A 22,963-nucleotide genomic window follows, 5' to 3' on the forward strand; every position below is an offset into this window, starting at 1 on the left:
CAAAATGCCCAAGATGAAGACCAAATCGGCTGCTAAAAAGCGGTTCAAAATTACAGGCACTGGCAAAGTTGTAGCTGCGGCTGCAGGCAAGCGCCATGGCATGATCAAGCGCTCGAACAAGTTCATTCGCGATGCACGCGGCACCATGGTGCTCTCGGACGCAGATGCGAAGATCGTAAAACAGTTCCTGCCTAACGGCCTCTAAGCCGTCTATCCTCTAAGGAGATCATAACATGGCACGTGTAAAACGCGGCGTTACCGCCCACGCCAAGCACAAAAAAGTTCTCGACCAGGCTTCCGGTTTCCGTGGCCGTCGTAAGAATACGATCCGCACTGCTAAGGCTGCTGTTGATCGTTCGAAGCAGTATGCTTACCGCGACCGCAAGAATCGCAAGCGTACGTTCCGCGCGCTCTGGATTCAGCGTATCAACGCTGCTGTTCGCGAGCAGGGCCTGACCTATGGCCGTTTCATCGATGGTCTTGCTAAGGCAGGTATCGAAATCGACCGTAAGGTTCTTTCCGACATCGCAATCCATGAACCTGATGCATTCGGTGCGCTGGTTGCGTCGGCAAAGAAGGCTCTCGAGTACCTTAAGAACACCGAGACGCCAAACGCTTTTGAAGGCGCTGTTCGCTAAGCCAGCCCTTCCCAAGTGATATTTTGAATTTGGGAAACCCGCGCTGGCTCGGCTGGCGCGGGTTTTTCTTTCGCATTTGGTGCCACTGGCACGAGCGGGAGGCCAAACAAGAGGCGTGGAGTGCTGCAAGCACGACGGGAAGCAAATCAAGAGGCGTCGAGTGCTGCAAGCACGGCAGGGAAATAAATCAAGAGGCGTCGAGTGTCCCTTGGACACGAGAGGGATGTAACCAAGAGGCGTGGAGCGCGATCAGCGCGACAGGGATATAGACAATGAGCGATCTCGAACAACTCGAACAAACGATCATGGGCGAAATCGCTGCTGCCAGCGACGAGCAGGCGATTGAAGCGGTGCGCGTTGCAGCACTTGGCAAGAAAGGTACGGTCTCTGAAAAGCTGAAAACGCTGGGCAGCATGTCGCCTGAAGAGCGCCAGGCACAGGGGCCGGCCATCAACGGCTTGAAGAACCGCGTCACAGAAGCGCTCAACGAACGCAAGACTGAGCTGCGCAAGCAAGCCATTGCAGCGCGCCTTGAGCGTGAGAAGGTTGATGTGACGCTTCCCGTACGCGAAAGTGCGGTGTCGCGGGGTCGTATTCATCCGATTTCTCAGGTCATCGATGAAATCACTGCGATCTTTGCAGATATGGGTTTTTCGATTGCCGAAGGTTCGGATATCGAGACTGACTATTACAATTTCACGGCGCTGAACTTCCCTGAAGGTCATCCGGCGCGTGAAATGCACGACACCTTCTTCTTCAATCCAGACGAGAAGGGCGAGCGCAAGCTGCTGCGCACGCACACCTCGCCGGTGCAGGTGCACACGATGGAGAAGTTCGCCGCACTTCGCGACAAGGAAGGCCGCGACGAGCCGATTCGCATCGTCATTCCGGGCAAGACCTATCGCATGGATTCCGACGCCACTCATTCGCCGATGTTCCATCAGGTGGAAGGTCTGGTCGTCGATAAGTCGGCCAATGTCGCCAATATGAAGTGGGTGCTGGAAGAGTTCTGCAAGGCATTCTTTGAAGTACCAAACGTCACAATGCGTATGCGTCCGAGCTTCTTCCCGTTCACTGAGCCATCGGTGGAAGTTGATATTCAGTGCGACCGTTCCGGCCCGCATGTGAAATTTGGCGAAGGCACGGACTGGCTCGAAATTCTGGGCTGCGGCATGGTGCATCCGAATGTGCTGCGCGCTTCCGGCTTCGATCCGGACGTCTATCAGGGCTTTGCATGGGGCATGGGGATCGACCGTATCGCCATGCTGAAATACGGCATGCCTGATCTGCGTGCCTTCTTCGATGCCGATGTGCGCTGGCTCAATCATTACGGTTTCCGTCCCCTCGACTTGCCGACGCTGTTCGGCGGACTAAGCGCGTAAAGACAGGAAGGAACAGAGAAATGAAATTCACACTTTCCTGGCTCAAGGATCACCTTGAAACTGATGCGACGCTCGACCAGATCGTCGAAAAACTCACCGATATTGGTCTGGAAGTGGATGGCGTCGACGATCGTGCTGCATTCAAGGCTTTCAAGATCGCTAAGGTTTTGAATGCTGTTCAGCACCCCGATGCCGACAAGCTGCGCGTTCTCACCGTTGATACGGGCGAAGGCCAGCCGGTTCAGGTCGTTTGCGGTGCCCCCAATGCCCGCACAGGTCTGGTCGGTGTTCTGGGTCGTCCGGGCGATTATGTGCCGGGCCTTGACGTCACGCTTTCGGTTGGTAAAATCCGTGGTGTCGAAAGTTTTGGCATGATGTGTTCCGAGCGCGAGCTGGAACTTTCAGATGAACATAACGGCATTATCGACCTGCCGGAAGATGCGCCTGTTGGCACAAGCTTCGCGGCCTATCTCGGCATTGACGATCCGATCATTGAAATCGGCCTGACGCCCAATCGGGCTGACTGTGCAGGCATTCGCGGTATTGCACGCGATCTGGCTGCCGCTGGCCTTGGTACGCTCAAAAACACTCTGCCGGAAGCGGTTAAGGGCGAAGGTCAGACACCTGTTAAGATCATTCTTGATCAGGATTCTGAAAATCCGTTCTGTAACGGTTTTGCGCTGCGTCTGGTCAAGGGTGTTAAGAATGGCCCAAGTCCGAAATGGATGCAGCAGCGCCTGAAAGACATTGGCATGCGCCCGATTAACGCGCTGGTGGATATCACCAATTATGTGACCTTCGATCAGGGGCGTCCGCTGCATGTGTTTGATGCAGCCAAGGTTAAGGGCAATCTGACCGTGCGTCTTGCAAAGGATGGCGAGACGATCCTCGGTCTTGATGGGCGTGAGCATAAGTTCAAGCCGGGCATGTATGTGATTGCCGATGACAACGGTCCCGAATCAATTGCCGGTATCATGGGCGGCGAGCATTCGGGCTGTGATGAAAACACCGTCGATGTGCTGATCGAGTCGGCCCTTTGGGATCCGCGTATGATCGCACGCACGGGCCGCGAACTCGGTATCGTCACCGATGCGCGCTATCGCTTTGAACGGGGCGTCGATCCTGAAATGATGGTTCCGGGTGCGGAAATTGCAACCAAAATGGTGCTTGAACTTTGCGGCGGTCAGCCGACGGTTCTCGACGTAGTCGGTTATACAGCCCCAGCGGCGCGCGTGATTGATTTCCCGGTTTCGGAAGTCAAACGCCTCACCGGTATCGACGTGTCCTATGATGAATCGTTTGACATTCTGAAGCGTCTTGGCTTCGGCGTTGAAGGTGACGGCAAGGTTATTAAGGCGACCGTTCCAACATGGCGTAATGACGTAGAAGGCAAGGCCGATCTCGTCGAAGAAGTCATGCGTATCCACGGCATCAACCAGATTGCACCGCAGCCGCTGCCGGGTCTTGGCACGGTCAATGGTCGTATTCTGACAACGCTGCAAATCCGCACGCGTCTTGCACGCCGCACGCTTGCTTCGCGCGGCATGATGGAAGCTGTGACTTATTCCTTCATCTCCGAAGCGCAGGCCAAAGCCTTTGGCGGCGGCAAACCGGAACTGAAGCTGGCAAATCCAATTGCAGCCGATATGTCTGACATGCGCCCATCGCTGCTCCCGGGTCTGCTGTCTGCGGCTCAGCGCAATGCGGATCGTGGTTTTGGCGATACGGCCTTGTTCGAAGTCTCGGGCGTCTATGAAGGCGACAAGCCGGACCAGCAGCGTCGTGTGGCGGGCGGTGTCCGTCGCGGCACGGCAGGTGTCGAAGGCGCGGGGCGTTTCTGGGCGGGCAATGCATCACCTGTTGGCGTATTTGACGCGAAGGCCGATGCGCTGGCAGCACTTGAGGCTGCCGGTGCACCGGTTGATCGCATCCAAATCGAAGCCGGTGGTCCTGAATGGTTCCATCCGGGCCGTTCAGGCACGCTGAAACTCGGACCAAAGGTCGTGCTTGGCTATTTTGGTGAATTCCACCCGGATACGCTGGAAGCACTTGATGTGTCGGGCGCGCTCTGCGGCTTTGAAGTCTATATTGATGCGATCCCTGAGCCGAAAGCCAAGGCAACCCGCACCAAGCCAGCGCTCAGCCTCTCGCAGTTCCAGAGCCTTAAGCGTGACTTCGCCTTTGTGGTGGATGCAAGCGTTGAAGCGGGTAATGTCGTGAAGGCGGTCTCGTCTGCTGACAAGAAGCTGATTGCGGGTGTACAGGTGTTTGACGTGTTCACAGGCGCTTCACTTGGTGAAGGCAAGAAGTCGATTGCGGTCGAAGTGCTTCTCCAGCCACAGGATCGCACGCTCACCGATGAAGATCTGGAAGCCCTGGCGAAGCAGATTGTTGCGAATGTGACCAAGCAAACTGGTGGCGTCCTTCGCGGATAAGCACAAGACTAAAAGCCCGGGTTGTTCCGGGCTTTTTTCATGCCCATTAACTCAGACTGATTTGTAGCTATTTCTTATTGCGACCTTCCAGCTTGCCTTGTCTTTTAGAAATTGTCCCCTTTATATCCCAAGATATTAGTATGATTGCGGAATTTAGAGGCTGCGCGAATGGTGCAAGACAATAATTCGGGTGGTGCAACTGCTGTTGAACCGTTAAAAATTCAAGACATCAAAGTCATCGACAATGCTAAGCTCAAAAAAGCAATCACCGCTGCTGCACTTGGCAATGCAATGGAATGGTTCGACTTTGGTGTTTACGGCTTTGTAGCCTATGCGTTAGGCCAGGTTTTCTTCCCAAATGCGGCACCCGGAATTCAGACGATTGCAGCACTCGCAACGTTCTCGGTGCCTTTTTTGGTGCGCCCGCTAGGTGGCTTGTTCTTCGGCGTGATGGGCGATCGTTTTGGGCGGCAAAAAGTTTTGTCGCTGACCATCATTATCATGGCAGCCAGTACTTTCTGTATTGGACTTATTCCATCCTATGCGACGATTGGCATATGGGCACCAATCCTGCTGCTTGCCTGTAAACTCATTCAGGGCTTTTCGGTCGGCGGAGAATATACCGGCGCTGCCATTTTCGTTGCCGAATACGCACCTGATCGCAGAAGAGGCTTTCTTGGCAGCTGGCTTGATTTCGGGTCGATTGCGGGCTTCGTGATGGGGGCTGGGCTTGTGGTGTTCTTAAGCACCATGATGGGAGAGGCAGCGTTTCTGGACTGGGGATGGAGGATTCCATTTTATCTCGCTGCACCTTTGGGGCTTATCGGTCTTTACCTTCGCCATGCTGCCGAAGAAACGCCAGCCTTTACCCAACAGCTTGAGCGTATGGAAAAAGAAGACCAGGATGCGATAAAAGATCGTCCGATGGTTTCTTTTACGGAAATTGTGCGAAACTACTGGAAGTCGCTGTCCGTGTGCATAGGCATGGTGCTGGTCACAAACATCACTTATTATATGTTGCTGACCTATATGCCGACTTATCTGTCGCAAAGCCTCGGCTATTCAGAAGATCATGGTGTTTTGATTATCATTGTTGTGATGATCGGCATGTTGTTTGTTCAACCCGTCGTCGGTTTCCTCAGTGACAGGTTTGGACGCAGACCATTTTTGTTGATCGGCAGCCTTGGCCTGCTGTTTTTATCGCTTCCAGCATTTCATCTCGTGACGAGTAACAACACGCCAAAAATTTTTGCTGGTTTGTTGATGCTGGCCGTGTTCCTCAATTGCTTAACAGGCGTGATGGCGTCAACCTTGCCAGCCTTGTTTCCTGCAAGAATACGCTATAGCGCATTGGCAAGCGCCTTTAATATATCGATTATCATTGCAGGTTTAACGCCGACAGTTGCAGCGTGGCTCGTGGAGACGACAGATAGCCTGTATGTTCCGGCTTATTATTTGATGGCAGCTTCAATCATCGGGTTAATAACGGCATTTTTTCTCAGCGAGACTGCAAACAAACCGCTTCGAGGCGATACACCAAGTGCCTCGAATAAATCTGAAGCAAAGATTTTGCTGAAAGAGGCTTATGCAAATATCGAAGAGCGTGTTGACGATATCGACGAAAAGATCGCTTCCCTTGAGAGTGATATTGAAGCGCTTAAATTGCGCAGACAAACCCTCGTTGACAGGCATCCAAAGTTAACTTGACGCTAAAAATAACGTAGAAAGGGCCGGGGCTTATCCTCGGCCTTTTTTGTTGTTTATCCGCAATACGCTGAATGCGCAGGCATGGCGAACATGGCCATGTCGATGATTTTCTGCACGGCTTCGCGCGAGTTGCCATCGCGTGCCTCAAAAGAAATGCTCTGCTGGACCATGTGGTAGAACTCGGTCATCTGCGCGATGTCGGTCTGCTCTGGCAAGTCGCCCGCTTCCATCGCGCGCTTCAACCGCTTTGAAAGACGCTGATGATTGGTGTGACGGACCTGTTGAAGGAACGCCTTTACATTGGCATTTTCCGGTTTGCACTGGATTGAGCTGACACTGATCATGCAGCCACCGGCGGGGCAGGCAAAAGCGCTGTCGGCACTTAATTCCAGCCATTGGCGCATGCCGTCCTGAATAGTCGACGCATTTTCGAGCGCATCGAAAGGACCGGCACCGATGGTACGGTTATAATAGTCTACAGCCTCGCGAAACGCCTGTTCTTTGTTGCCAAAGGCTGCATAAAAGCTCGGCGGCGTAATGCTGATCGCCGATGTGAAATCGTTGATCTGGGCGCATTCATAGCCCTTCGCCCAGAAGACTTTCATGACTTTTTCCAGCGCAGCATCGCGGTCGAAACTGCGCGGACGCCCGCGTGGAACCATTTTTCGTCCTTTCTGTAGTCATGTTTATATAATTTGCTTGACGCTCCGGCGCAAGACGATATGAATTATATAGTATTGACTATATAAATAGGATTCGTCCCATGAACCAAGTGTGTGATTCTGCCCTTGCGGCGGAACAGGTCTCTGCGTCTTCAAATCAGGCGCGCGCCATTCCGCTAGTGGTCTATTGCCTGACGCTGGGTATTTTTGCGCTGACCACGTCTGAACTGATGATTTCCGGCATGATGCCAGCGCTACAGGAGGCTTTTGGGCGCTCGATTTCGGATATTGGCAATCTCATCTCCGTCTATGCTTTGGGCATGACGATTGGTGGTCCGCTGGTGACAATAGTGTTTCTGGCGCTGAAGATTGAAAACAAGCGCGGGCTGCTGTTGCTTCTGATCCTTTATGCTGTCGGGCAAAGTGTGGCTGCCTCAACCAGCAATTTTCATGTGATGCTGGTGGCGCGTGTTTTCACCGGCATGGCAGCGGCGACCAGTTTCGGCCTGATGCTGGCGATCACCGCGCAGCTCGTCGTGCCTGAACTGCGTGGTCGCGCATCGTCGCTGGTCTTTGCTGGTCTCATGCTGTGCACTGTTCTTGGCGTGCCGCTGGCAACCGCTATCAGCAATGCGTTTGGCTGGCGTGCGAGCTTCTGGGCGATTGTGGTGCTGGTGCTGTTTTGTGCGCTGGTGATTGCGCTCAAAATCGAGGCTAAGCCAAATCATGGTGAAGTAAATCTGCGCTCTGAGCTCAATGAAATGCGAAAGCCAAGGCTTTGGGCCGCTTATGCAACCAGCGCTCTGGTGATTGGTGCTTCGTTCTCGGTCTATAGCTATTTATCGCCGATCACGGCGCAACTCGCAGGCTTTCCGGAAGCGCAATTGCCCTTTTTGCTGGCGATTTATGGTGCTGCAAACATTATTGGCAATTACGTGATTGGTCGTTTCGCTGATCGTCATACGATTGCGACGATCTTTATCGGCATTCTGATCATGCTGACAGCCATGCTCATCTTCGCGCTGTTTGCTGAACTAAAGTTTGCGACGATTCTTGCGATAGTCATGATCGGCCTGACGGGTATTGCGCTTAATCCAGCCTTCATTGCTCGCGTCATGCGGATTGCGCATCCGGGCGCGCTGGTCAATGCAATGCATGCATCCGTCATCAATATTGGCCTGGGTCTTGGCCCATGGGCGGGCGGATTTGCGCTCTCAACAGGCTATGGTCTTCATGCGCCACTCTGGGTGGGTTTCATCATGACGCTTCTTGGCTTGCTAACCCTTGCACCACGCGCCTTGCGCCGGATGTAATGCGCAACAGCAAACAAAAAAGCCGGGGTCGATGCCCCGGCTTTTTGATCGGCAGGAAATTAGTCTTTCGCAAAAATTGTCGCGTTTTGCGATGTCGTGACCATAGTGTTGTAGTCACTGACGATCCACTGGAGATCAGAGGCAACATTGCCCTTACGGGCGTCACCTTTAGTCTTTTCTAGCTTTTCCTGGAAGTCGCGCAGCTTGCCCAACAGGCTTGCAGGACGGGATTCAAAAACATGGAACGAATTTGGATGTTCGGTTGCGTAATCATCCATTTCACGAACGGCGGCGGCATAGGCATCCATAGCCTTGCCAAAGGCTTCCATGTCGACAACCGGCTTCTCGTTTTCCGGCAGCAATTCAACAACCGCATTGGCACGCATCATAACATTGCGAACCTGCCAGTTGGCTTTTTTGCCCTCAGACTTTTCAAGCGCATCAAGCTCAGCCAGATCGATCTTGGCCTTCTCCTCGCTCAGCAGCGCATCGACACGCTTACGTTCTTTGGTGAACTCTGGCGCATATTCCGCGATCTGCTTGTGAAACTCTTTCGCACCGGCAAACTTGTCAGACTTATAGTCCTTGCGGTCATAATATTTGCTCGCCTTTTCAACGACCGGGGCAAGCTTCTGATAGATCGCAATATAGCTCACCATTGCTTCATCAAGCGCAGGGAGTTTCGGGTCCGCCTTTGTGGCTTCTTCGGCTGCCTCAATTTCGCTGCGCACATCATAGAGCGAATAAAGGCCATACACATTGCGCTCCTTGCCGGTTGGTCCCTTTTTCATATCGACCCAGCTATCGTAGCGGTCGAGCGATTCCGAAGCGCGAATGGTGCGGTTGAGAAGCGAAACATAGGCGTTCATTTTGCCAATCGCAGCGTTCGGGTCAGTCTCATCGGCAGATTGTGCAAAGACGGTAACTGGCAGGATGACCGCCAGAAGCGTGAACAGGATCGCACGAGGCGAGAAGCGTTTCATATGTTTTTCCCTCATTGAGTAGATTCTAAAAACTGTGAAATGATTGCAGTGCTTTGATTTTCAAGGCTGGTAGTCTGTCCCCTTAGCCCTCATCATTGTTTGGCTCATCATTGCTTGGCATTGTCAGGGAGCCAGTTGCTCCCGGATCGATTTCTTATGACGGTGATGATTGTGGTGACGATTGAAAGCACAACCAGATATTCAACAAAGCGGAGCGGAAACACAAACCAGCCGCTGATCGTTTGTTCGATTGCGCCATAGAAATTGACGATCTGGAATTCGTAATTCACGCCGGTGCTGCCGCCGCCATGACTGACGATTTCTTTGATTTGAAGATGACTGCCGGGGCTTCCGAATAGCCATGAAAGCGGTTGATTGTAGACGGGGTTGCCACGGCTATCGAAAAACATGGCCACAAATGACATGAATGAAATCATGATGGCTGCGGTTTCTGGCTTTCGCCAGTCGATCTTTGCAAACCAGAATATGGCGGAGCAGGCGATAAGAAGAAAAATGCTCGCAACGCCATCAATAAAGATGACGCCATACATCCCATACATGAGGCCAAGCCCCACAAGGGAGAAGCAAGCAATAGCAGCGGCGGCGATGGCAAAGATGCCAAGCACTTTCGTGATGGTTCCTGTTTGCATATCGCGCAAAAAGCATGCACCCGCAAGAATGACAAGCCTTATTAGAATTTTCTACTTTATCAGGGCGCCCTAAATGTTTGTTTTATTCTGCGAATGCGAAGGGCGGGAATAATCCCCGCCCTTGTGTTTGAGTAGCTCAGTTTTAAAGTCCGGTCATAGCCAGCGAGGCGTCCGTATATCTTTTGCCTGCAATCTTTTCGAAATCAAAAAGACTGTTGAGCTGTTTCAGATCATCGCTGGTCAATGATACATTTGCAGCACCGGCATTGTCTTCGAGGTGATTGACCTTGCGGGCGCCGGGGATTGGTACGATGAAATCACCCTGATGCAGAACCCAGGCAAGTGCCAGCTGTGCCGGTGTTACTTGCTTTTCAGCGGCCATATCGACGATGAGATCGACCTGCTTGTTATTGGCTTCAAGGTTTCCCGGTTGGAAGCGTGGCAGCGTCTTGCGGAAGTCATCCGCTGCGAGATCAGATTGCGAACGCACCTTGCCCGTCAGCATGCCGCGACCCAGCGGGCTGTAAGGCACAAAACCAATGCCAAGTTCGGCGCAGATTTTCAACACATCCTCTTCAGGATCGCGTGCCCAGAGGGAGTATTCACTCTGAAGAGCCGCAATCGGATGAACCGCATGAGCACGGCGCAGCGTGTTTGCACCGGCTTCTGAAAGACCGATGGTGCGGATTTTACCCTCACCAATCAGGTCTTTCATTGTGCCGATGACATCTTCGATTGGTACATTCGGATCAACACGATGCTGATAGAACAGATCGATCGTTTCAATGCCAAGGCGTTGCAAAGAAGCCTCTGCCACTGCGCGGATGTTTTCAGGGCGGCTGTCCACACCCACGGGGGTGCCGTCTGCAATTTTAAAGCCAAACTTTGTGGCAATCGTAACTTTATCGCGGATCGGCTTCAGTGCCTTGCCGAGCAGCTTTTCATTTTCGTAGGGGCCGTAGACTTCGGCTGTATCAAAAAATGTGATGCCAAGATCAAATGCACGGTGCAATGTCGCAATGGCATCCTGTTCGTCCTGTCCACCATAGGCATAGCTCATGCCCATGCAGCCGAGGCCGATTGCAGAGACAGTCAGATCCTGGCCAAGCTTGCGCGTTTTCATGGATATTCCTTTCGGGACAATTTTTAAAATCTGGTGGCACGGTGCTCTGAAAGCGCAGAGCGTCCGGCGAGGCTGAAAATACGCTCCGGTCCTGCGTTCGATAATACTGATTTATTTTCACGGGCTATTCGATATTTTAGAACAATGAATCGAAATCAGCTTTCCCAACTGGCCGTTTTGGCCGCCGTTGCAGCCCATGGCAGTTTTCGCGGCGCAGCGCGTGAATTGTCGATTGCGCCATCTGCGGTCAGCCATGCAGTCTCAGCTCTTGAAGAGAGTCTTGGCATCCGGTTGTTATCACGCACCACGCGCAGTGTTGGGCCCACGGATGCGGGGCGACAATTGCTGGAGCGTCTTGCTCCGGCGCTGGAAGAAATTCATCAGGCGCTTGGTGCCGCAATCGAGGCGCGCGACCGCCCTGCGGGCATGCTGCGCATTACGATGCCGCATATCGCAGCGCAGTTTGTCATTGCGCCGCGGCTTCATGCCTTCGCTGCAGCCTATCCTGACATTACGCTGGATTTAACAATAGAAAGTGCGCTCACCGACATTGTTGCTGAAGGTTTTGACGCTGGTATGCGGCTTGGTGAAAGCCTTGAGGCTGATATGATCTGCGCCCGGCTGACAGGCGATTTGCGCGCAGCCATTGTTGGGGCGCCGTCCTATTTTGAAACGAAAGCGATCCCCGAGCACCCGCATGATCTGATGCAGCATCGGTGTGTGCGGCAACGCTTTTCCAGCGGACAGATTTATAACTGGGAGTTTGAAAAAGACGGCAAAGAAATAGAGGTGGCAATCAAAGGGCCGCTCATTCTCAACGATGACAGGCTGATTCTCGATACGGTTCTGAATGGCACCGGCCTTGCCTATCTGTTTGAAGATCACGTTCGCGACGCGCTTGTAGATGGACGACTGGTCAGAGTGCTTGACGACTGGTGCCAGCCATTTGCCGGGCTGTTCCTTTATTATCCAAGCCGCCGCCAGATGAGACCAGCTCTGCGCGCATTCATCGATTTCTTTCGCGGATCTTACGAGATGCAGAGCCGCTTTCTGGGGGCTTGAGGCGCTTCGCGGCAAAAAACTTATTCGACGGCTTTGGTGGGGGAACATTTTTTGTTTCGTATTTGGCACCAATCATGTCATCGATAGCCGCAAATATGGGATCATAGCGCTTTGCGCTCACTGAAACTCAGCCTGAAAGAAAAACTGAGCAAGTTTGGAAGAAGGGAAACGCATGTTTCGTTGGGGTATTCTTTCCACCGCCAAGATTGGCGTCACGCAGGTTATTCCGGCGCTGTGTGCTTCGGACAATGGTGTGGTTCATGCCATTGCCAGTCGTGATGAGGCGCGTGCGCATGCTGTTGCAGATCGCTTTGGTGCGCCGCTGGCTTTTGGTTCTTATGAGGAATTGCTGGCAAGCGACGAAGTTGACGGTGTCTATATTCCGCTGCCGACCTCACAGCATATTGAATGGACGCTGAAAGCAGCCGAAGCTGGCAAACATGTGCTTTGCGAAAAGCCGATTGCGCTTAAAGCCGACGATATTGATCAGCTGATTGCCGCACGCGACAAGCATAAGGTCACAATCGCTGAGGCCTTTATGGTGTTTTACCACCCGCAATGGATCAAGTTGCGTTCTCTTCTCGAAGACGGTGCGATTGGAACGCTGCGTCATGTGCAGGGCGCGTTCAGCTATTTCAACAATGGCCCAACCAATATGCGCAATCAGCCGGAGCTTGGCGGCGGTGTGCTGCCGGACATTGGCGTCTACCCGACTGTAGTGACGCGTATGGTCACAGGCAAGGAGCCATTATCGGTTCAAGCGACTGTTGAATATGATCCGAATTTTGGCACGGATCGCTATGCCAATGTCTCAGCCCGATTCGATGGTTTTGATCTGAGCTTTTATGTTGCTACCCAGTTGGCTGGCCGTCAGACCATGGTTTTCCATGGTGACAAAGGCTTTCTCGAAGTTCACGCACCATTCAATACCGGCAAATATGGTCATGGCCGCATAACGCTCTATAATGCGGAACATACGGAGGCGACAGAGTGGTCTTTCTCCGATACAAACCATTATCAGCTTCAGGCGGAAAACTTCGTTCGCGCCGCGAAGGGTGCCAAGGGAGAAAGTAGTGTGATGCTGTTTTCTCTGGAAAACTCAAAAGCCAATCAGAAATTTATCGATGCGATTTATCGCGCTGGTAAAAGCGACGGTTTCGTGAGCGTTTAAAGCATGTCGCGGAAAAGTGGGAACCGGTTTTCCGATAACGACATGCGATATACAAAAAGACAGAGCGAGTACAGCGGTTGCGATTAAAATGCGTCACGCTCTGAGGGCTGAAAAGTTTAACAGGCAGGAATCTTTCATTGTGATGCGTCTTGTGACTTGCAGTGAAAAACTGCCTTTCTTATATACGCCTCGCACAGGGCTTTGATAAAAGGCCGGGTGGCTTGAAAAATGCTTCCCGACTTCACACCTTGAAGCAGGCATTGTGAAACCGATAGGAACCGCACATGAAACGCTCGGTAGAGGTTTTTGCGGTTTGCTGAATGGAGAGAAATATGGCTAAAGTTATTGGTATCGATCTGGGAACGACCAACTCCTGCGTAGCCGTCATGGACGGAAAAAGCGCGAAGGTCATTGAAAATGCTGAAGGTGCGCGGACGACACCTTCGATCATCGCTTTCAGCGATGGTGACGAACGTCTCGCTGGTCAGCCTGCGAAGCGTCAGGCCGTCACCAACCCGGAAGGCACCCTGTTCGCCGTAAAGCGTCTGATTGGCCGCCGCTTTGATGACCCAATGGTCACCAAGGACAAGGATCTTGTGCCTTACAAGATCGTCAAGGGCGACAATGGCGATGCATGGGTTGAAACCCACGGCAAGAAATATTCCCCATCGCAGGTTTCCGCGATGATCCTTCAGAAGATGAAGGAAACCGCTGAATCTTACCTCGGTGAAACTGTGACGCAGGCCGTTATCACGGTTCCGGCATACTTCAACGATGCACAGCGTCAGGCAACCAAGGATGCCGGCAAGATCGCTGGTCTTGAAGTTCTGCGCATTATCAACGAGCCAACGGCTGCGGCACTTGCTTACGGTCTCGACAAGAGCGAAGGCAAGACCATTGCTGTTTACGATCTTGGTGGCGGTACGTTCGACGTTTCCGTTCTCGAAATCGGCGACGGCGTGTTTGAAGTGAAGTCGACCAACGGTGACACGTTCCTCGGTGGTGAAGACTTTGACATGCGTCTGGTTGAATATCTGGTTGCCGAGTTCAAGAAGGAAAGCGGTATCGATCTGAAGAACGACAAGCTTGCTCTTCAGCGTCTTAAGGAAGCTGCTGAAAAGGCAAAGATCGAACTTTCGTCGGCACAGCAGACCGAAATCAACCTGCCATTCATCACCGCTGACCAGACCGGTCCGAAGCACCTTGCTATCAAGCTTTCGCGCTCGAAGTTCGAAAGCCTGGTTGACGATCTCGTGCAGCGCACGGTCGAGCCATGTAAGGCAGCGCTCAAGGATGCTGGCCTCAAGGCTGGCGACATCGATGAAGTTGTTCTGGTTGGCGGTATGACCCGTATGCCGAAAATTCAGGAAGTCGTGAAGGCTTTCTTCGGCAAGGAACCACACAAGGGCGTGAACCCGGACGAAGTTGTTGCCATGGGTGCAGCAATTCAGGGCGGCGTTCTGCAGGGCGACGTCAAGGACGTTCTTCTGCTCGACGTGACCCCGCTTTCGCTCGGCATTGAAACGCTCGGCGGTGTGTTCACCCGTCTGATCGAACGCAACACCACGATCCCGACCAAGAAGTCGCAGACCTTCTCGACCGCTGAAGACAATCAGTCGGCTGTGACGATCCGCGTTTTCCAGGGCGAGCGTGAAATGGCTGCCGATAACAAGATCCTCGGCCAGTTTGATCTCGTTGGCATTCCGCCAGCACCGCGTGGCGTTCCACAGATCGAAGTGACCTTCGATATCGACGCCAATGGCATCGTGAATGTGTCTGCGAAGGACAAGGGCACCGGCAAGGAACACCAGATCCGCATTCAGGCATCGGGTGGTCTTTCGGACGCCGACATTGAAAAGATGGTCAAGGACGCGGAAGCAAACGCTGAAGCTGACAAAAAGCGTCGTGACGCTGTCGAAGCCAAGAACCAGGGCGAAAGCCTCCTTCATTCGTCTGAAAAGTCACTGAAGGAATATGGTGATAAGGTTTCGGCTGAAGACAAGCAGGCTATTGAAGGTGCAATCGCAGCTCTCAAGACCGCGCTTGAAGGTGATGATGCTGAAGACATCAAGGCGAAGACGCAGACTCTTGCCGAAGCTTCGATGAAGCTTGGTCAGGCCATGTATGAAGCAGCGCAGGCTGATGAAGAAGGTGGTGCTGCAGGCAACGAGCAGACTGCTTCTAACGACGATGTTGTCGATGCCGATTACGAAGAAATCGACGACGACAAGAAAAAGTCGTAAGCCTTGTCCGTAAACGCTCAAGCCCGGGTCACTCCCGGGCTTTTGCGGCCTTTCGGGACGGTTGCACCGGACGGACAAAACTAAAAATAGTCCAGCAGGCAAACACATGTCTGCACGAAATGGGACCGTGGAGCCGCACGTGTTGGACGCGCTCCGGCCGTCGGGATAACGAACTATGAAAATCGATTATTACGAAGCTCTGGGTGTGGAGCGAACAGCAGACGATAAGGTTCTTAAAAGTGCCTTTCGTAAGCTTGCGATGGAATATCATCCGGATCGCAATCCGAACAACCCGGAGGCGGAACGCAAGTTCAAGGAAATCGGCGAAGCCTACGAAACGCTGAAAGACCCGCAAAAGCGCGCAGCCTATGATCGTTACGGTCATGCAGCCTTTGAAAATGGCGGCATGGGTGGCGGTGGTTTCGGCGGTGGCTTTGGCGGCGCTGGTGGTTTTTCGGACATTTTCGAAGATATTTTCGGCGAGATGATGGGCGGCGGTCGTCGCCGGTCAAATGGCGGACGCGAACGCGGTGCCGACCTTCGCTACAATATGGAAGTCAGCCTTGAAGAAGCATATACAGGCAAGGCTGCGCAGATCAGGGTTCCGACCTCGATAACGTGTGATGAATGTTCGGGTTCCGGTGCCAAAGCGGGTTCCCAGCCAACCACGTGTACAACGTGCGGTGGCGCTGGTCGTGTGCGTGCAGCGCAGGGCTTTTTCTCGGTTGAACGCGCTTGCCCGACCTGTAACGGCCGCGGTCAGATTATCAAGGATCCTTGCGGTAAATGCCATGGTCAGGGCCGTGTCACGCAGGAACGCTCGCTTTCGGTCAATATTCCAGCTGGCATTGAAGACGGCACCCGTATTCGTCTGGCAGGGGAAGGCGAAGCTGGAACGCGCGGCGGACCGTCGGGTGATCTCTACATCTTCCTTTCGGTCAAACCGCATGAGTTCTTCCAGCGCGATGGCGCGGATCTCTATTGCAAAGTGCCGATTTCGATGACGACGGCGGCGCTGGGTGGTGAGTTTGAAGTTTCCACGCTTGATAGCACCCAGACCCGCGTCAAAGTGCCGGAAGGGACGCAGAACGCCAAGCAGTTCCGCCTCAAGGGCAAGGGCATGCCGGTTCTGCGCCAGCAGGCGACCGGTGATCTTTATATCCAGATCGATATTGAGACACCGCAGAACTTGTCCAAGCGTCAGCGCGAATTGCTTGAGGAATTTGAACAACTCTCGTCCAAGGAGAATAGCCCGAAATCGTCAGGCTTCTTCTCCCGGATGAAGGAGTTTTTTGAAGGAATAAGTGATTAAAAAAAGGAGCCATTCGGCTCCTTTTTTTATGTTTACTGCTGATCTTGTTGTGCTGATCGCGCGTCCAGAAAAGCGTGTCTCTGTTTTCGGTTAAAGAGGCACTGTGAAGCGTTCAGAAGGTTGCCTCTATCACTGAGAAGCATGTCATGCGGTCTTTTAACTGTGGAATTGATATTAAATGGCTGAAAATAGTGTTTTATGATCTGTTGGCCGCATAAATGACACTGAGGTCGTTGAAAATGCCGCATCGCTCGTTCCAAAAATCAATTTTGATTTTTGGGCTGATACGGATAACTTGTCTGATAACGACAATGGGAGCAGTGAGAATGGCAGGACAACTCGGCAGGAAACTGGCCGCTAAGTTCGATGAGGAAATCCGTTTTTTCAAAGGTTGGATAGACGGGCCCAAAGCGGTTGGCGCAATATTGCCGACAAGTTCGATTACGGCGCGCCGTATGGCGAGCGTTATAGATACAAAATCAGGCTTGCCTGTTCTTGAACTCGGACCGGGCACAGGGGTTATCACCAAAGCCATTCTCGCACATGGCGTGAAGCCATCCGATCTTTACTCGATCGAATATTCTCCTGCTTTTGTCGAACATCTCGAAAAAGCCTATCCCGATGTGAATATCATTGAGGGCGATGTGTTTGATCTCGATACTGCACTTGGTTCTATGAGAGATCAGCAGTTCGACAGCATTGTTTCAGCCGTGCCGATGCTGAATTTCCCAATGCCAAGCCGTATTCAGCTCATGGAAGATCTTTTGTCGCGCATTCCGCGTGGCCGTCCGCTGATCCAGATTACCTATGGCCCACGCCCTCCGGTGCCTGCTGGTAAAGGCAATTATACTGTGCAGCATTATGATTTTGTCGTGCGCAATGTTCCGCCTGCACAGCTTTGGGTCTATCGCCGCCCGATCACCTGATATTTGGAGAAACAATGACTGCACGAATTCTCGTTTTCGCGGGTTCTATTCGCATAGGTGCATTTTCGGCTCATATGGCGGATGCAGCTGAAAATGAACTCACGCAACAGGGTGCGAAGGTCACGCGCATAACGCTTGCCGATTATCCGCTGCCGATTATGAATGAAGATCTGGAAGCCGAAGAAGGTATTCCTGAAAACGCCATGAAGCTCGGCCGTCTGATGGCTGAGCATGACGGGCTGATGATTTGTTCGCCGGAATATAATGCATCGATCCCACCGCTTTTGAAAAACACGATTGACTGGGTCAGCCGGATTTCAAAGGATGGTGATAAGCCATTCAAGCCTTATGCGGGCTTGACGGTCGGGCTATGCTCAACGTCCAACGGAGCATTTGCTGGTATGCGCGGGCTTTATCACCTCCGCGCTGTTCTGATGGCGGTCGGCACGCAGATTATTACCGAGCAATGCTCTGTGAGCGGTGCTGCCGATGCTTTCAACGAGGACGGCACGCTCAAAAACGAACGTCAGGCAAAAATGCTAAGCGGCGTTTGCAAAAGCCTGATTACGCATTTGGCCAAATAGATAAGCCAATAACCAATAGTTTTCATATTTCAGGGCGCGGTATCTTTCGTACCGCGCCCTGTTGTGCGAATAAAACAAAAATCACAGCGGAGATTACCATGACGACGACAGACTTGCGGGGCGAAACATCTGGGCAGCTGATCGTGGGCCTCGACGTGCCAAGTGTTGCTGATGCGGAAAAGGTGGTCGAAGAACTTGGCGATGCGGCGACTTTCTACAAAATCGGCTATCAGCTGGTATTTGCTGGCGGTCTTGATTTCGCAAAGAGCCTGATTGCAGCGAAGAAAAAAGTCTTTCTCGATATGAAGCTTCTCGATATCGACAACACCATCGCCAAAGGCGTGGAAAATGTCGCGAAAATGGGCGTTTCCATGCTCACGCTGCATGCCTATCCAAAGGCGATGCGCTCGGCTGTTCAGGCCGCGCAAGGCTCTGATCTCTGCCTGCTTGGCGTGACGGTGCTGACCTCGATGGATGATGCTGATCTGAAAGAAGCGGGCTATTCCGATACGCCGGAAGCGCTGGTGCTCAAACGCGCGCAGCAGGCGCGCGATGCGGGCATGGGCGGGATTGTCGCTTCCGCTGCCGAAGCCTTCGCCATTCGTCAGGCCATTGGCCCTGATATGGCGGTTGTCACCCCAGGTATTCGCCCGGCAGGAGCGGAGAGGGGCGACCAGAAGCGTGTTATGACGCCCGCCGATGCGCTGAAAGCCGGCGCAAGCCATCTTGTCGTTGCGCGACCAATTGTCGGAGCTCAGGATCGCAGGGCTTCAGCGCTTGCCATTCTCGATGAAATGCGCTCGGTTGCATAACCATATTTCGAGGAGGACAACATGACCAAAGCCTATTGGATCGCCCGCGTGGATGCCCGTGATACGGAGCGCTACAAGGATTATGTTTCGACAGCCAAGCCTGCTTTTGAGCGCTACGGCGCGAAGTTCATCGCGCGCGGCGGCAAAGCTGAAGCTGTTGAGGGACCGGGCCGCGCGCGCAATGTCATCATCGAATTTGAAACCATGCAACACGCGCTGGATTGCTACAATTCGCCGGAATATCAGGCGGCGAAAGCCATCCGCCAGACTGTAGCGGACGGTGAAATCGTGATTGTCGAAGGCGTTTAATCTTTAAAGCCTGACCGGCGGGTCGTGACGACCGCTGACTGAGAGATCAAGCAAAACGACTTTGCCCGCATGCGGATCCGCATTGCGGGCATTTTCATTCATGCCTTCATGTGCGCTGGTAACGATCAGAACCGATGCATCCGCACCGATAAAGGCCGGGCAGGTCGGCTGCGTCACAGGCAGTTTGATTGAGCGGATCAACCGCCCTTGCGGAGAATAGGCATTGAGCGCGCTGCCACCCCAGCAGGCGTTCCAAAGTGTTCCTTCGGTATCCACCACCGAGCCATCGACGCCACCATCTTCCACACGATGATGAAAGACGCTCTTTTCAGATGTCGGCAGCCCGGTTTCGGGATCAGTATCGACCCGCCAAATGATGTTGCGGTCTGTATCTGCAAAATAGGCGATCTTGCCGTCGGGCGAAAAGCAGATCGAGTTGGTGATTGTAATACCGGAGAAAAGCTTCTTCACCTGTCCCTCGCGATACCACCAGATGGATCCGGCATCTTTCTCGGCCTTCTTGCCCATCGTGCCGATCCAAAACGAGCCAGATGGATGTACGCGTGCATCATTGGAACGGGTGACGTCATTATCCGCTTCCAGCGGCTGATGCAGCGTGAGGCGTCCGTTTGTGCGTTCGCGTACAAACAGGCCGTGCTCGCTGACGATCAGTTGTCGTTCGCGATCAATAACTGCGAGCGCGCTGGCTTTCATGCCAAGATCATGCGCACGAATTTCACCGCTGTCGTCTCGTTCAATCAGCCGCTGGCCGAGAATATCAAACCACCAGCAATGACCAGTCAGTGGATCATAACCCGGGCCTTCGCCCAGCTCAGCAATATGGTCGGCAAATATGGTTGTCTTGACTGCGCTCACCTGTTCCTCCCCGGGGTCATGCTGCTTTAACATAATCAAGCAGGCCGATACGATCCAGTTGCAAATATTTAAGTGATCAGAAAGTTCTATGTTGCTTGGCGAAACCGTTTTAAGTTCCCGCAACTAAGAATCGCGAGGAAATCATGTCGCTAAAAGTTGCGGTCCAGATGGACCATATCAGCACCATCAATATCACTGGTGACACCACTTTTGCTTTGTCGCTAGAAGCGCAGAAGCGTGGCCATGAGCTGTACCATTATACACCGGACCGCCTTTCCATGCGCGATGGGGTTGTTACGGCGCGTCTTGAAAAGCTGGAAGTCCGCGACATCAAGGGAGATCACTACTCACTTGGTGAGTCGGTGCGTCGCAACATGCTGGATATGGATGTGGTGCTGCTTCGTCAGGATCCGCCATTCGACATGAACTATATCACCAATACGCATTTGCTGGAGCGCATTCATCCCAAGACGCTGGTGGTTAATGATCCAGCATGGGTGCGCAACAGCCCGGAAAAGATTTTCGTCACCGAATTCCCGGACCTGATGCCGGAAACGCTGATCACCAAAGACCCGCAGGAAGTGCTGGAATTCCGTCGCGAGTTTGGTGACATTATTCTGAAGCCCCTTTATGGCAATGGCGGTGCGGGCGTGTTCCATCTCGCCGATGGCGACCGCAACCTCACTTCACTGCTGGAAATGTTTGGCCAGCTCTTCAAAGAACCGTTTATTGCCCAGCGTTATCTTAAAGATGTGCGTTCAGGCGACAAGCGTATCATTCTGATCGACGGCGAGCCGGTCGGTGCGATCAACCGTGTTCCTTCAGAAAGCGATGCACGTTCGAACATGCATGTCGGTGGTCGTGCCGAGAAGACGCTGCTGACAGCACGTGAACGCGAAATCTGCGAACGCATCGGACCGTCGCTGAAAGAGCGCGGTTTCATTCTGGTGGGTATCGACGTGATTGGCGATTACATGACCGAAATCAACGTGACCTCGCCAACCGGTATCCGCGAAATAGAACGTTTCGACGGCACCAATATTGCGGCCCTGTTCTGGGATGCGGTGGAAGCCAAGCGCAAGTAACGTACAATCGCAGAGAAAACTTAAAGGGCCGGTCTGAAACAATCAGATCGGCCCTTTCTCTTGATTGCATGTATCGAAAATGCTTAAATCTTAGGGTTGTATTTAAGCATTTTCTCACGTTTGAGATGTGCTGCGTTTTATGCGGGGGCATATGGTAGCGCGGGTGGGGACGGTTGCCTTTCAGGGTATAGAGGCGGTGCCTGTCGATGTGCAGGTGATGGTGGCGCCGGGTAAAATGGGCATGTCGATTGTCGGCCTGCCAGATAAGGCTGTGGCAGAAAGCCGGGAGCGGGTGCAGGCAGCGCTCCATGCTTCCGGGCTTTCTATGCCAACCAAGCGGGTGACAATTAATCTTGCACCCGCCGATCTTCCAAAAGAAGGCTCGCATTATGATCTGCCGATTGCCGTCGGCTTGATGGCCGCGATTGGGGCTATCCCGGCGGATGCGATCCAATCCTACATGGTGCTGGGTGAATTATCGCTCGACGGCACAATCACGGCTGTTGCCGGAGTGCTACCAGCTGCAATCAGTGCTAACCGCGAGGACAAGGGCCTGATCTGTCCCTATGCTTGTGGCTCGGAGGCTGCATGGGCGAGTGCAGACATCGATATTCTCGCGCCGCGCAGCCTGATTGCTTTGGCAAACCATTTCAAAGGCACACAGGTGCTGACACCACCAGAGCCGTCTATGCGGGTTTCGAGCGAAGTGCAGCCTGATCTGGCTGACATTAAAGGTCAGGAGACTGCAAAGCGCGCGCTGGAGATTGCAGCGGCTGGCAATCACAATCTGCTGCTTGTCGGTCCGCCGGGATCGGGCAAGTCCATGCTGGCGCAGCGCCTGCCGTCGATCTTGCCAAAGCTCAGCCCTCGCGAACTTCTCGATGTTTCGATGATCGCCTCCATCGCAGGCGAATTGTCGGGCGGAAAATTGTCTGATCGCAGGCCGTTTCGCGCGCCGCATCATTCGGCCTCAATGGCGGCTATGGTCGGTGGTGGGCTGCGGGCGAGACCGGGAGAAGTGTCGCTCGCGCATAATGGCGTGTTGTTTCTCGATGAATTTCCCGAGTTTACACCGCAAGTGTTGGATTCCTTGCGACAGCCACTCGAGACAGGCGAATGCATGATTGCGCGTGTCAATCATCGCACCAGCTATCCCGCGCGTTTCCAGTTGATTGCGGCAATGAATCCATGTCGTTGCGGCATGGCAGGAGAACCGGGGCACACATGCGCGCGCGGTCCTCGCTGCCAGAGCGATTATCAGGCACGAATTTCCGGTCCCTTACTGGATCGTATCGACTTGCGCGTCGACATGCCTGCGGTTTCCGCAATGGACCTCATTCAGCCTTCACAGTCTGAACGCAGTGAAACTGTCGCCAAGCGCGTGGCGCGGGCGCGGGCGCTACAGAGTGCACGCTATACGGCTCTTGGACTTGATGCATCGATGACCAATGCGCATTGCTCAGCAAATCTGATTGAAGAAGTAGCAAAACCGGATGCAGCAGGCGTCAAATTACTGCGCGACGCCAGCGAGCAGATGCGCTTTTCCGCGCGTGCCTATCATCGTATTCTGAAAGTGGCACGCACGCTCGCTGATCTCGATGGTGTTGATCAGGTCAGCCGGATTCATTTGGCTGGCGCAATTTCTTATAGGACAGGCGCGGAGAGGCTCGTTTCTATAAGCTGAAGGCGA

The 22,963-nt window shown here is 53.2% G+C and carries 21 protein-coding genes; 16 read left to right on the forward strand and 5 right to left on the reverse strand.

Annotated features, from left to right (window positions below):
- The first annotated feature begins 4 nt into the window (after positions 1–4).
- From rpmI to proP, 5 genes are all read left to right on the forward strand, one after another.
- Positions 5–205 (forward strand): 50S ribosomal protein L35, encoded by a 201-nt coding sequence (rpmI, locus tag U2P60_RS09665; protein WP_007872654.1) that lies wholly within the window; start codon positions 5–7, stop codon positions 203–205.
- A gap of 28 nt (positions 206–233) precedes the next feature.
- Positions 234–638 (forward strand): 50S ribosomal protein L20, encoded by a 405-nt coding sequence (rplT, locus tag U2P60_RS09670; protein WP_007872656.1) that lies wholly within the window; start codon positions 234–236, stop codon positions 636–638.
- 272 nt (positions 639–910) lie between these two features.
- Positions 911–2,020 carry a phenylalanine--tRNA ligase subunit alpha gene (pheS, locus tag U2P60_RS09675; RefSeq protein ID WP_413572379.1) on the forward strand — a complete coding sequence of 370 codons (1,110 nt, stop codon included), beginning with the start codon at positions 911–913 and terminating at the stop codon, positions 2,018–2,020.
- Positions 2,021–2,040: 20 nt separating this feature from the next.
- Positions 2,041–4,455, forward strand: a complete 2,415-nt coding sequence (gene pheT / locus U2P60_RS09680; RefSeq protein ID WP_413572380.1) for a phenylalanine--tRNA ligase subunit beta — start codon at positions 2,041–2,043, stop codon at positions 4,453–4,455.
- Positions 4,456–4,623: 168 nt separating this feature from the next.
- Positions 4,624–6,162, forward strand: a complete 1,539-nt coding sequence (proP, locus tag U2P60_RS09685) for a glycine betaine/L-proline transporter ProP (RefSeq protein WP_413572381.1) — start codon at positions 4,624–4,626, stop codon at positions 6,160–6,162.
- A 53-nt stretch (positions 6,163–6,215) separates the two neighbouring features.
- Here proP and U2P60_RS09690 read toward each other — a convergent pair whose 3' ends face one another.
- Positions 6,216–6,824, reverse strand: a complete 609-nt coding sequence (locus U2P60_RS09690) for a TetR/AcrR family transcriptional regulator (RefSeq protein ID WP_413572382.1) — start codon at positions 6,822–6,824, stop codon at positions 6,216–6,218.
- Between the two features lie 101 nt (positions 6,825–6,925).
- Here U2P60_RS09690 and U2P60_RS09695 point away from each other — a divergent pair, with 101 nt between their 5' ends.
- The gene (locus tag U2P60_RS09695; protein WP_413572383.1) at positions 6,926–8,137 is read left to right on the forward strand and encodes an MFS transporter; all 1,212 of its coding nucleotides are present in this window, start codon (positions 6,926–6,928) and stop codon (positions 8,135–8,137) included.
- 59 nt (positions 8,138–8,196) lie between these two features.
- Here the strand turns inward: U2P60_RS09695 and U2P60_RS09700 are convergent, their stop codons facing one another.
- The 3 genes from U2P60_RS09700 to U2P60_RS09710 all read right to left on the reverse strand — a co-directional run bounded on the left by U2P60_RS09700 (position 8,197) and on the right by U2P60_RS09710 (position 10,893).
- Positions 8,197–9,120, reverse strand: a complete 924-nt coding sequence (locus tag U2P60_RS09700) for a YiiG family protein (RefSeq protein ID WP_413572384.1) — start codon at positions 9,118–9,120, stop codon at positions 8,197–8,199.
- Positions 9,121–9,227: 107 nt separating this feature from the next.
- Entirely contained in the window at positions 9,228–9,770 is a 543-nt protein-coding gene (locus tag U2P60_RS09705) for a hypothetical protein (protein WP_413573746.1), read from the reverse strand.
- A 142-nt stretch (positions 9,771–9,912) separates the two neighbouring features.
- Complete coding sequence (locus U2P60_RS09710) at positions 9,913–10,893, reverse strand: aldo/keto reductase (RefSeq protein WP_413572385.1); 981 nt, start codon at positions 10,891–10,893, stop codon at positions 9,913–9,915.
- Positions 10,894–11,037: 144 nt separating this feature from the next.
- Between U2P60_RS09710 and U2P60_RS09715 the strand changes: the two genes are divergently transcribed.
- From U2P60_RS09715 to U2P60_RS09750, 8 genes are all read left to right on the forward strand, one after another.
- Entirely contained in the window at positions 11,038–11,955 is a 918-nt protein-coding gene (locus U2P60_RS09715) for a LysR family transcriptional regulator (protein ID WP_413572387.1), read from the forward strand.
- Between the two features lie 172 nt (positions 11,956–12,127).
- Positions 12,128–13,126: a Gfo/Idh/MocA family protein gene (locus tag U2P60_RS09720; protein ID WP_413572388.1), complete on the forward strand. Its 999-nt coding sequence runs from the start codon at positions 12,128–12,130 to the stop codon at positions 13,124–13,126.
- 332 nt (positions 13,127–13,458) lie between these two features.
- Complete coding sequence (dnaK, locus tag U2P60_RS09725; protein WP_313827599.1) at positions 13,459–15,369, forward strand: molecular chaperone DnaK; 1,911 nt, start codon at positions 13,459–13,461, stop codon at positions 15,367–15,369.
- 175 nt (positions 15,370–15,544) lie between these two features.
- The gene (dnaJ, locus tag U2P60_RS09730) at positions 15,545–16,681 is read left to right on the forward strand and encodes a molecular chaperone DnaJ (protein ID WP_413572389.1); all 1,137 of its coding nucleotides are present in this window, start codon (positions 15,545–15,547) and stop codon (positions 16,679–16,681) included.
- Between the two features lie 326 nt (positions 16,682–17,007).
- Entirely contained in the window at positions 17,008–17,607 is a 600-nt protein-coding gene (gene pmtA, locus U2P60_RS09735) for a phospholipid N-methyltransferase PmtA (protein ID WP_250039386.1), read from the forward strand.
- 14 nt (positions 17,608–17,621) lie between these two features.
- The gene (locus tag U2P60_RS09740; RefSeq protein WP_413572390.1) at positions 17,622–18,191 is read left to right on the forward strand and encodes an NADPH-dependent FMN reductase; all 570 of its coding nucleotides are present in this window, start codon (positions 17,622–17,624) and stop codon (positions 18,189–18,191) included.
- Between the two features lie 98 nt (positions 18,192–18,289).
- The gene (gene pyrF / locus U2P60_RS09745; RefSeq protein ID WP_413572392.1) at positions 18,290–19,003 is read left to right on the forward strand and encodes an orotidine-5'-phosphate decarboxylase; all 714 of its coding nucleotides are present in this window, start codon (positions 18,290–18,292) and stop codon (positions 19,001–19,003) included.
- Between the two features lie 21 nt (positions 19,004–19,024).
- Positions 19,025–19,312, forward strand: a complete 288-nt coding sequence (locus U2P60_RS09750; RefSeq protein ID WP_007872716.1) for a DUF1330 domain-containing protein — start codon at positions 19,025–19,027, stop codon at positions 19,310–19,312.
- A 3-nt stretch (positions 19,313–19,315) separates the two neighbouring features.
- Here U2P60_RS09750 and U2P60_RS09755 read toward each other — a convergent pair whose 3' ends face one another.
- Positions 19,316–20,188: an SMP-30/gluconolactonase/LRE family protein gene (locus U2P60_RS09755; protein ID WP_413572394.1), complete on the reverse strand. Its 873-nt coding sequence runs from the start codon at positions 20,186–20,188 to the stop codon at positions 19,316–19,318.
- A 143-nt stretch (positions 20,189–20,331) separates the two neighbouring features.
- On the opposite strand from U2P60_RS09755, the gene gshB reads away from it, so the two are divergent.
- The gene (gene gshB / locus U2P60_RS09760) at positions 20,332–21,273 is read left to right on the forward strand and encodes a glutathione synthase (RefSeq protein WP_413572395.1); all 942 of its coding nucleotides are present in this window, start codon (positions 20,332–20,334) and stop codon (positions 21,271–21,273) included.
- Between the two features lie 151 nt (positions 21,274–21,424).
- Entirely contained in the window at positions 21,425–22,957 is a 1,533-nt protein-coding gene (locus U2P60_RS09765) for a YifB family Mg chelatase-like AAA ATPase (protein ID WP_413572396.1), read from the forward strand.
- Positions 22,958–22,963: the final 6 nt, after the last annotated feature.

This window comes from Brucella sp. H1_1004 (genome assembly GCF_047308065.1).
GTDB classification, from domain to species: domain Bacteria; phylum Pseudomonadota; class Alphaproteobacteria; order Rhizobiales; family Rhizobiaceae; genus Brucella; species Brucella pseudogrignonensis_B.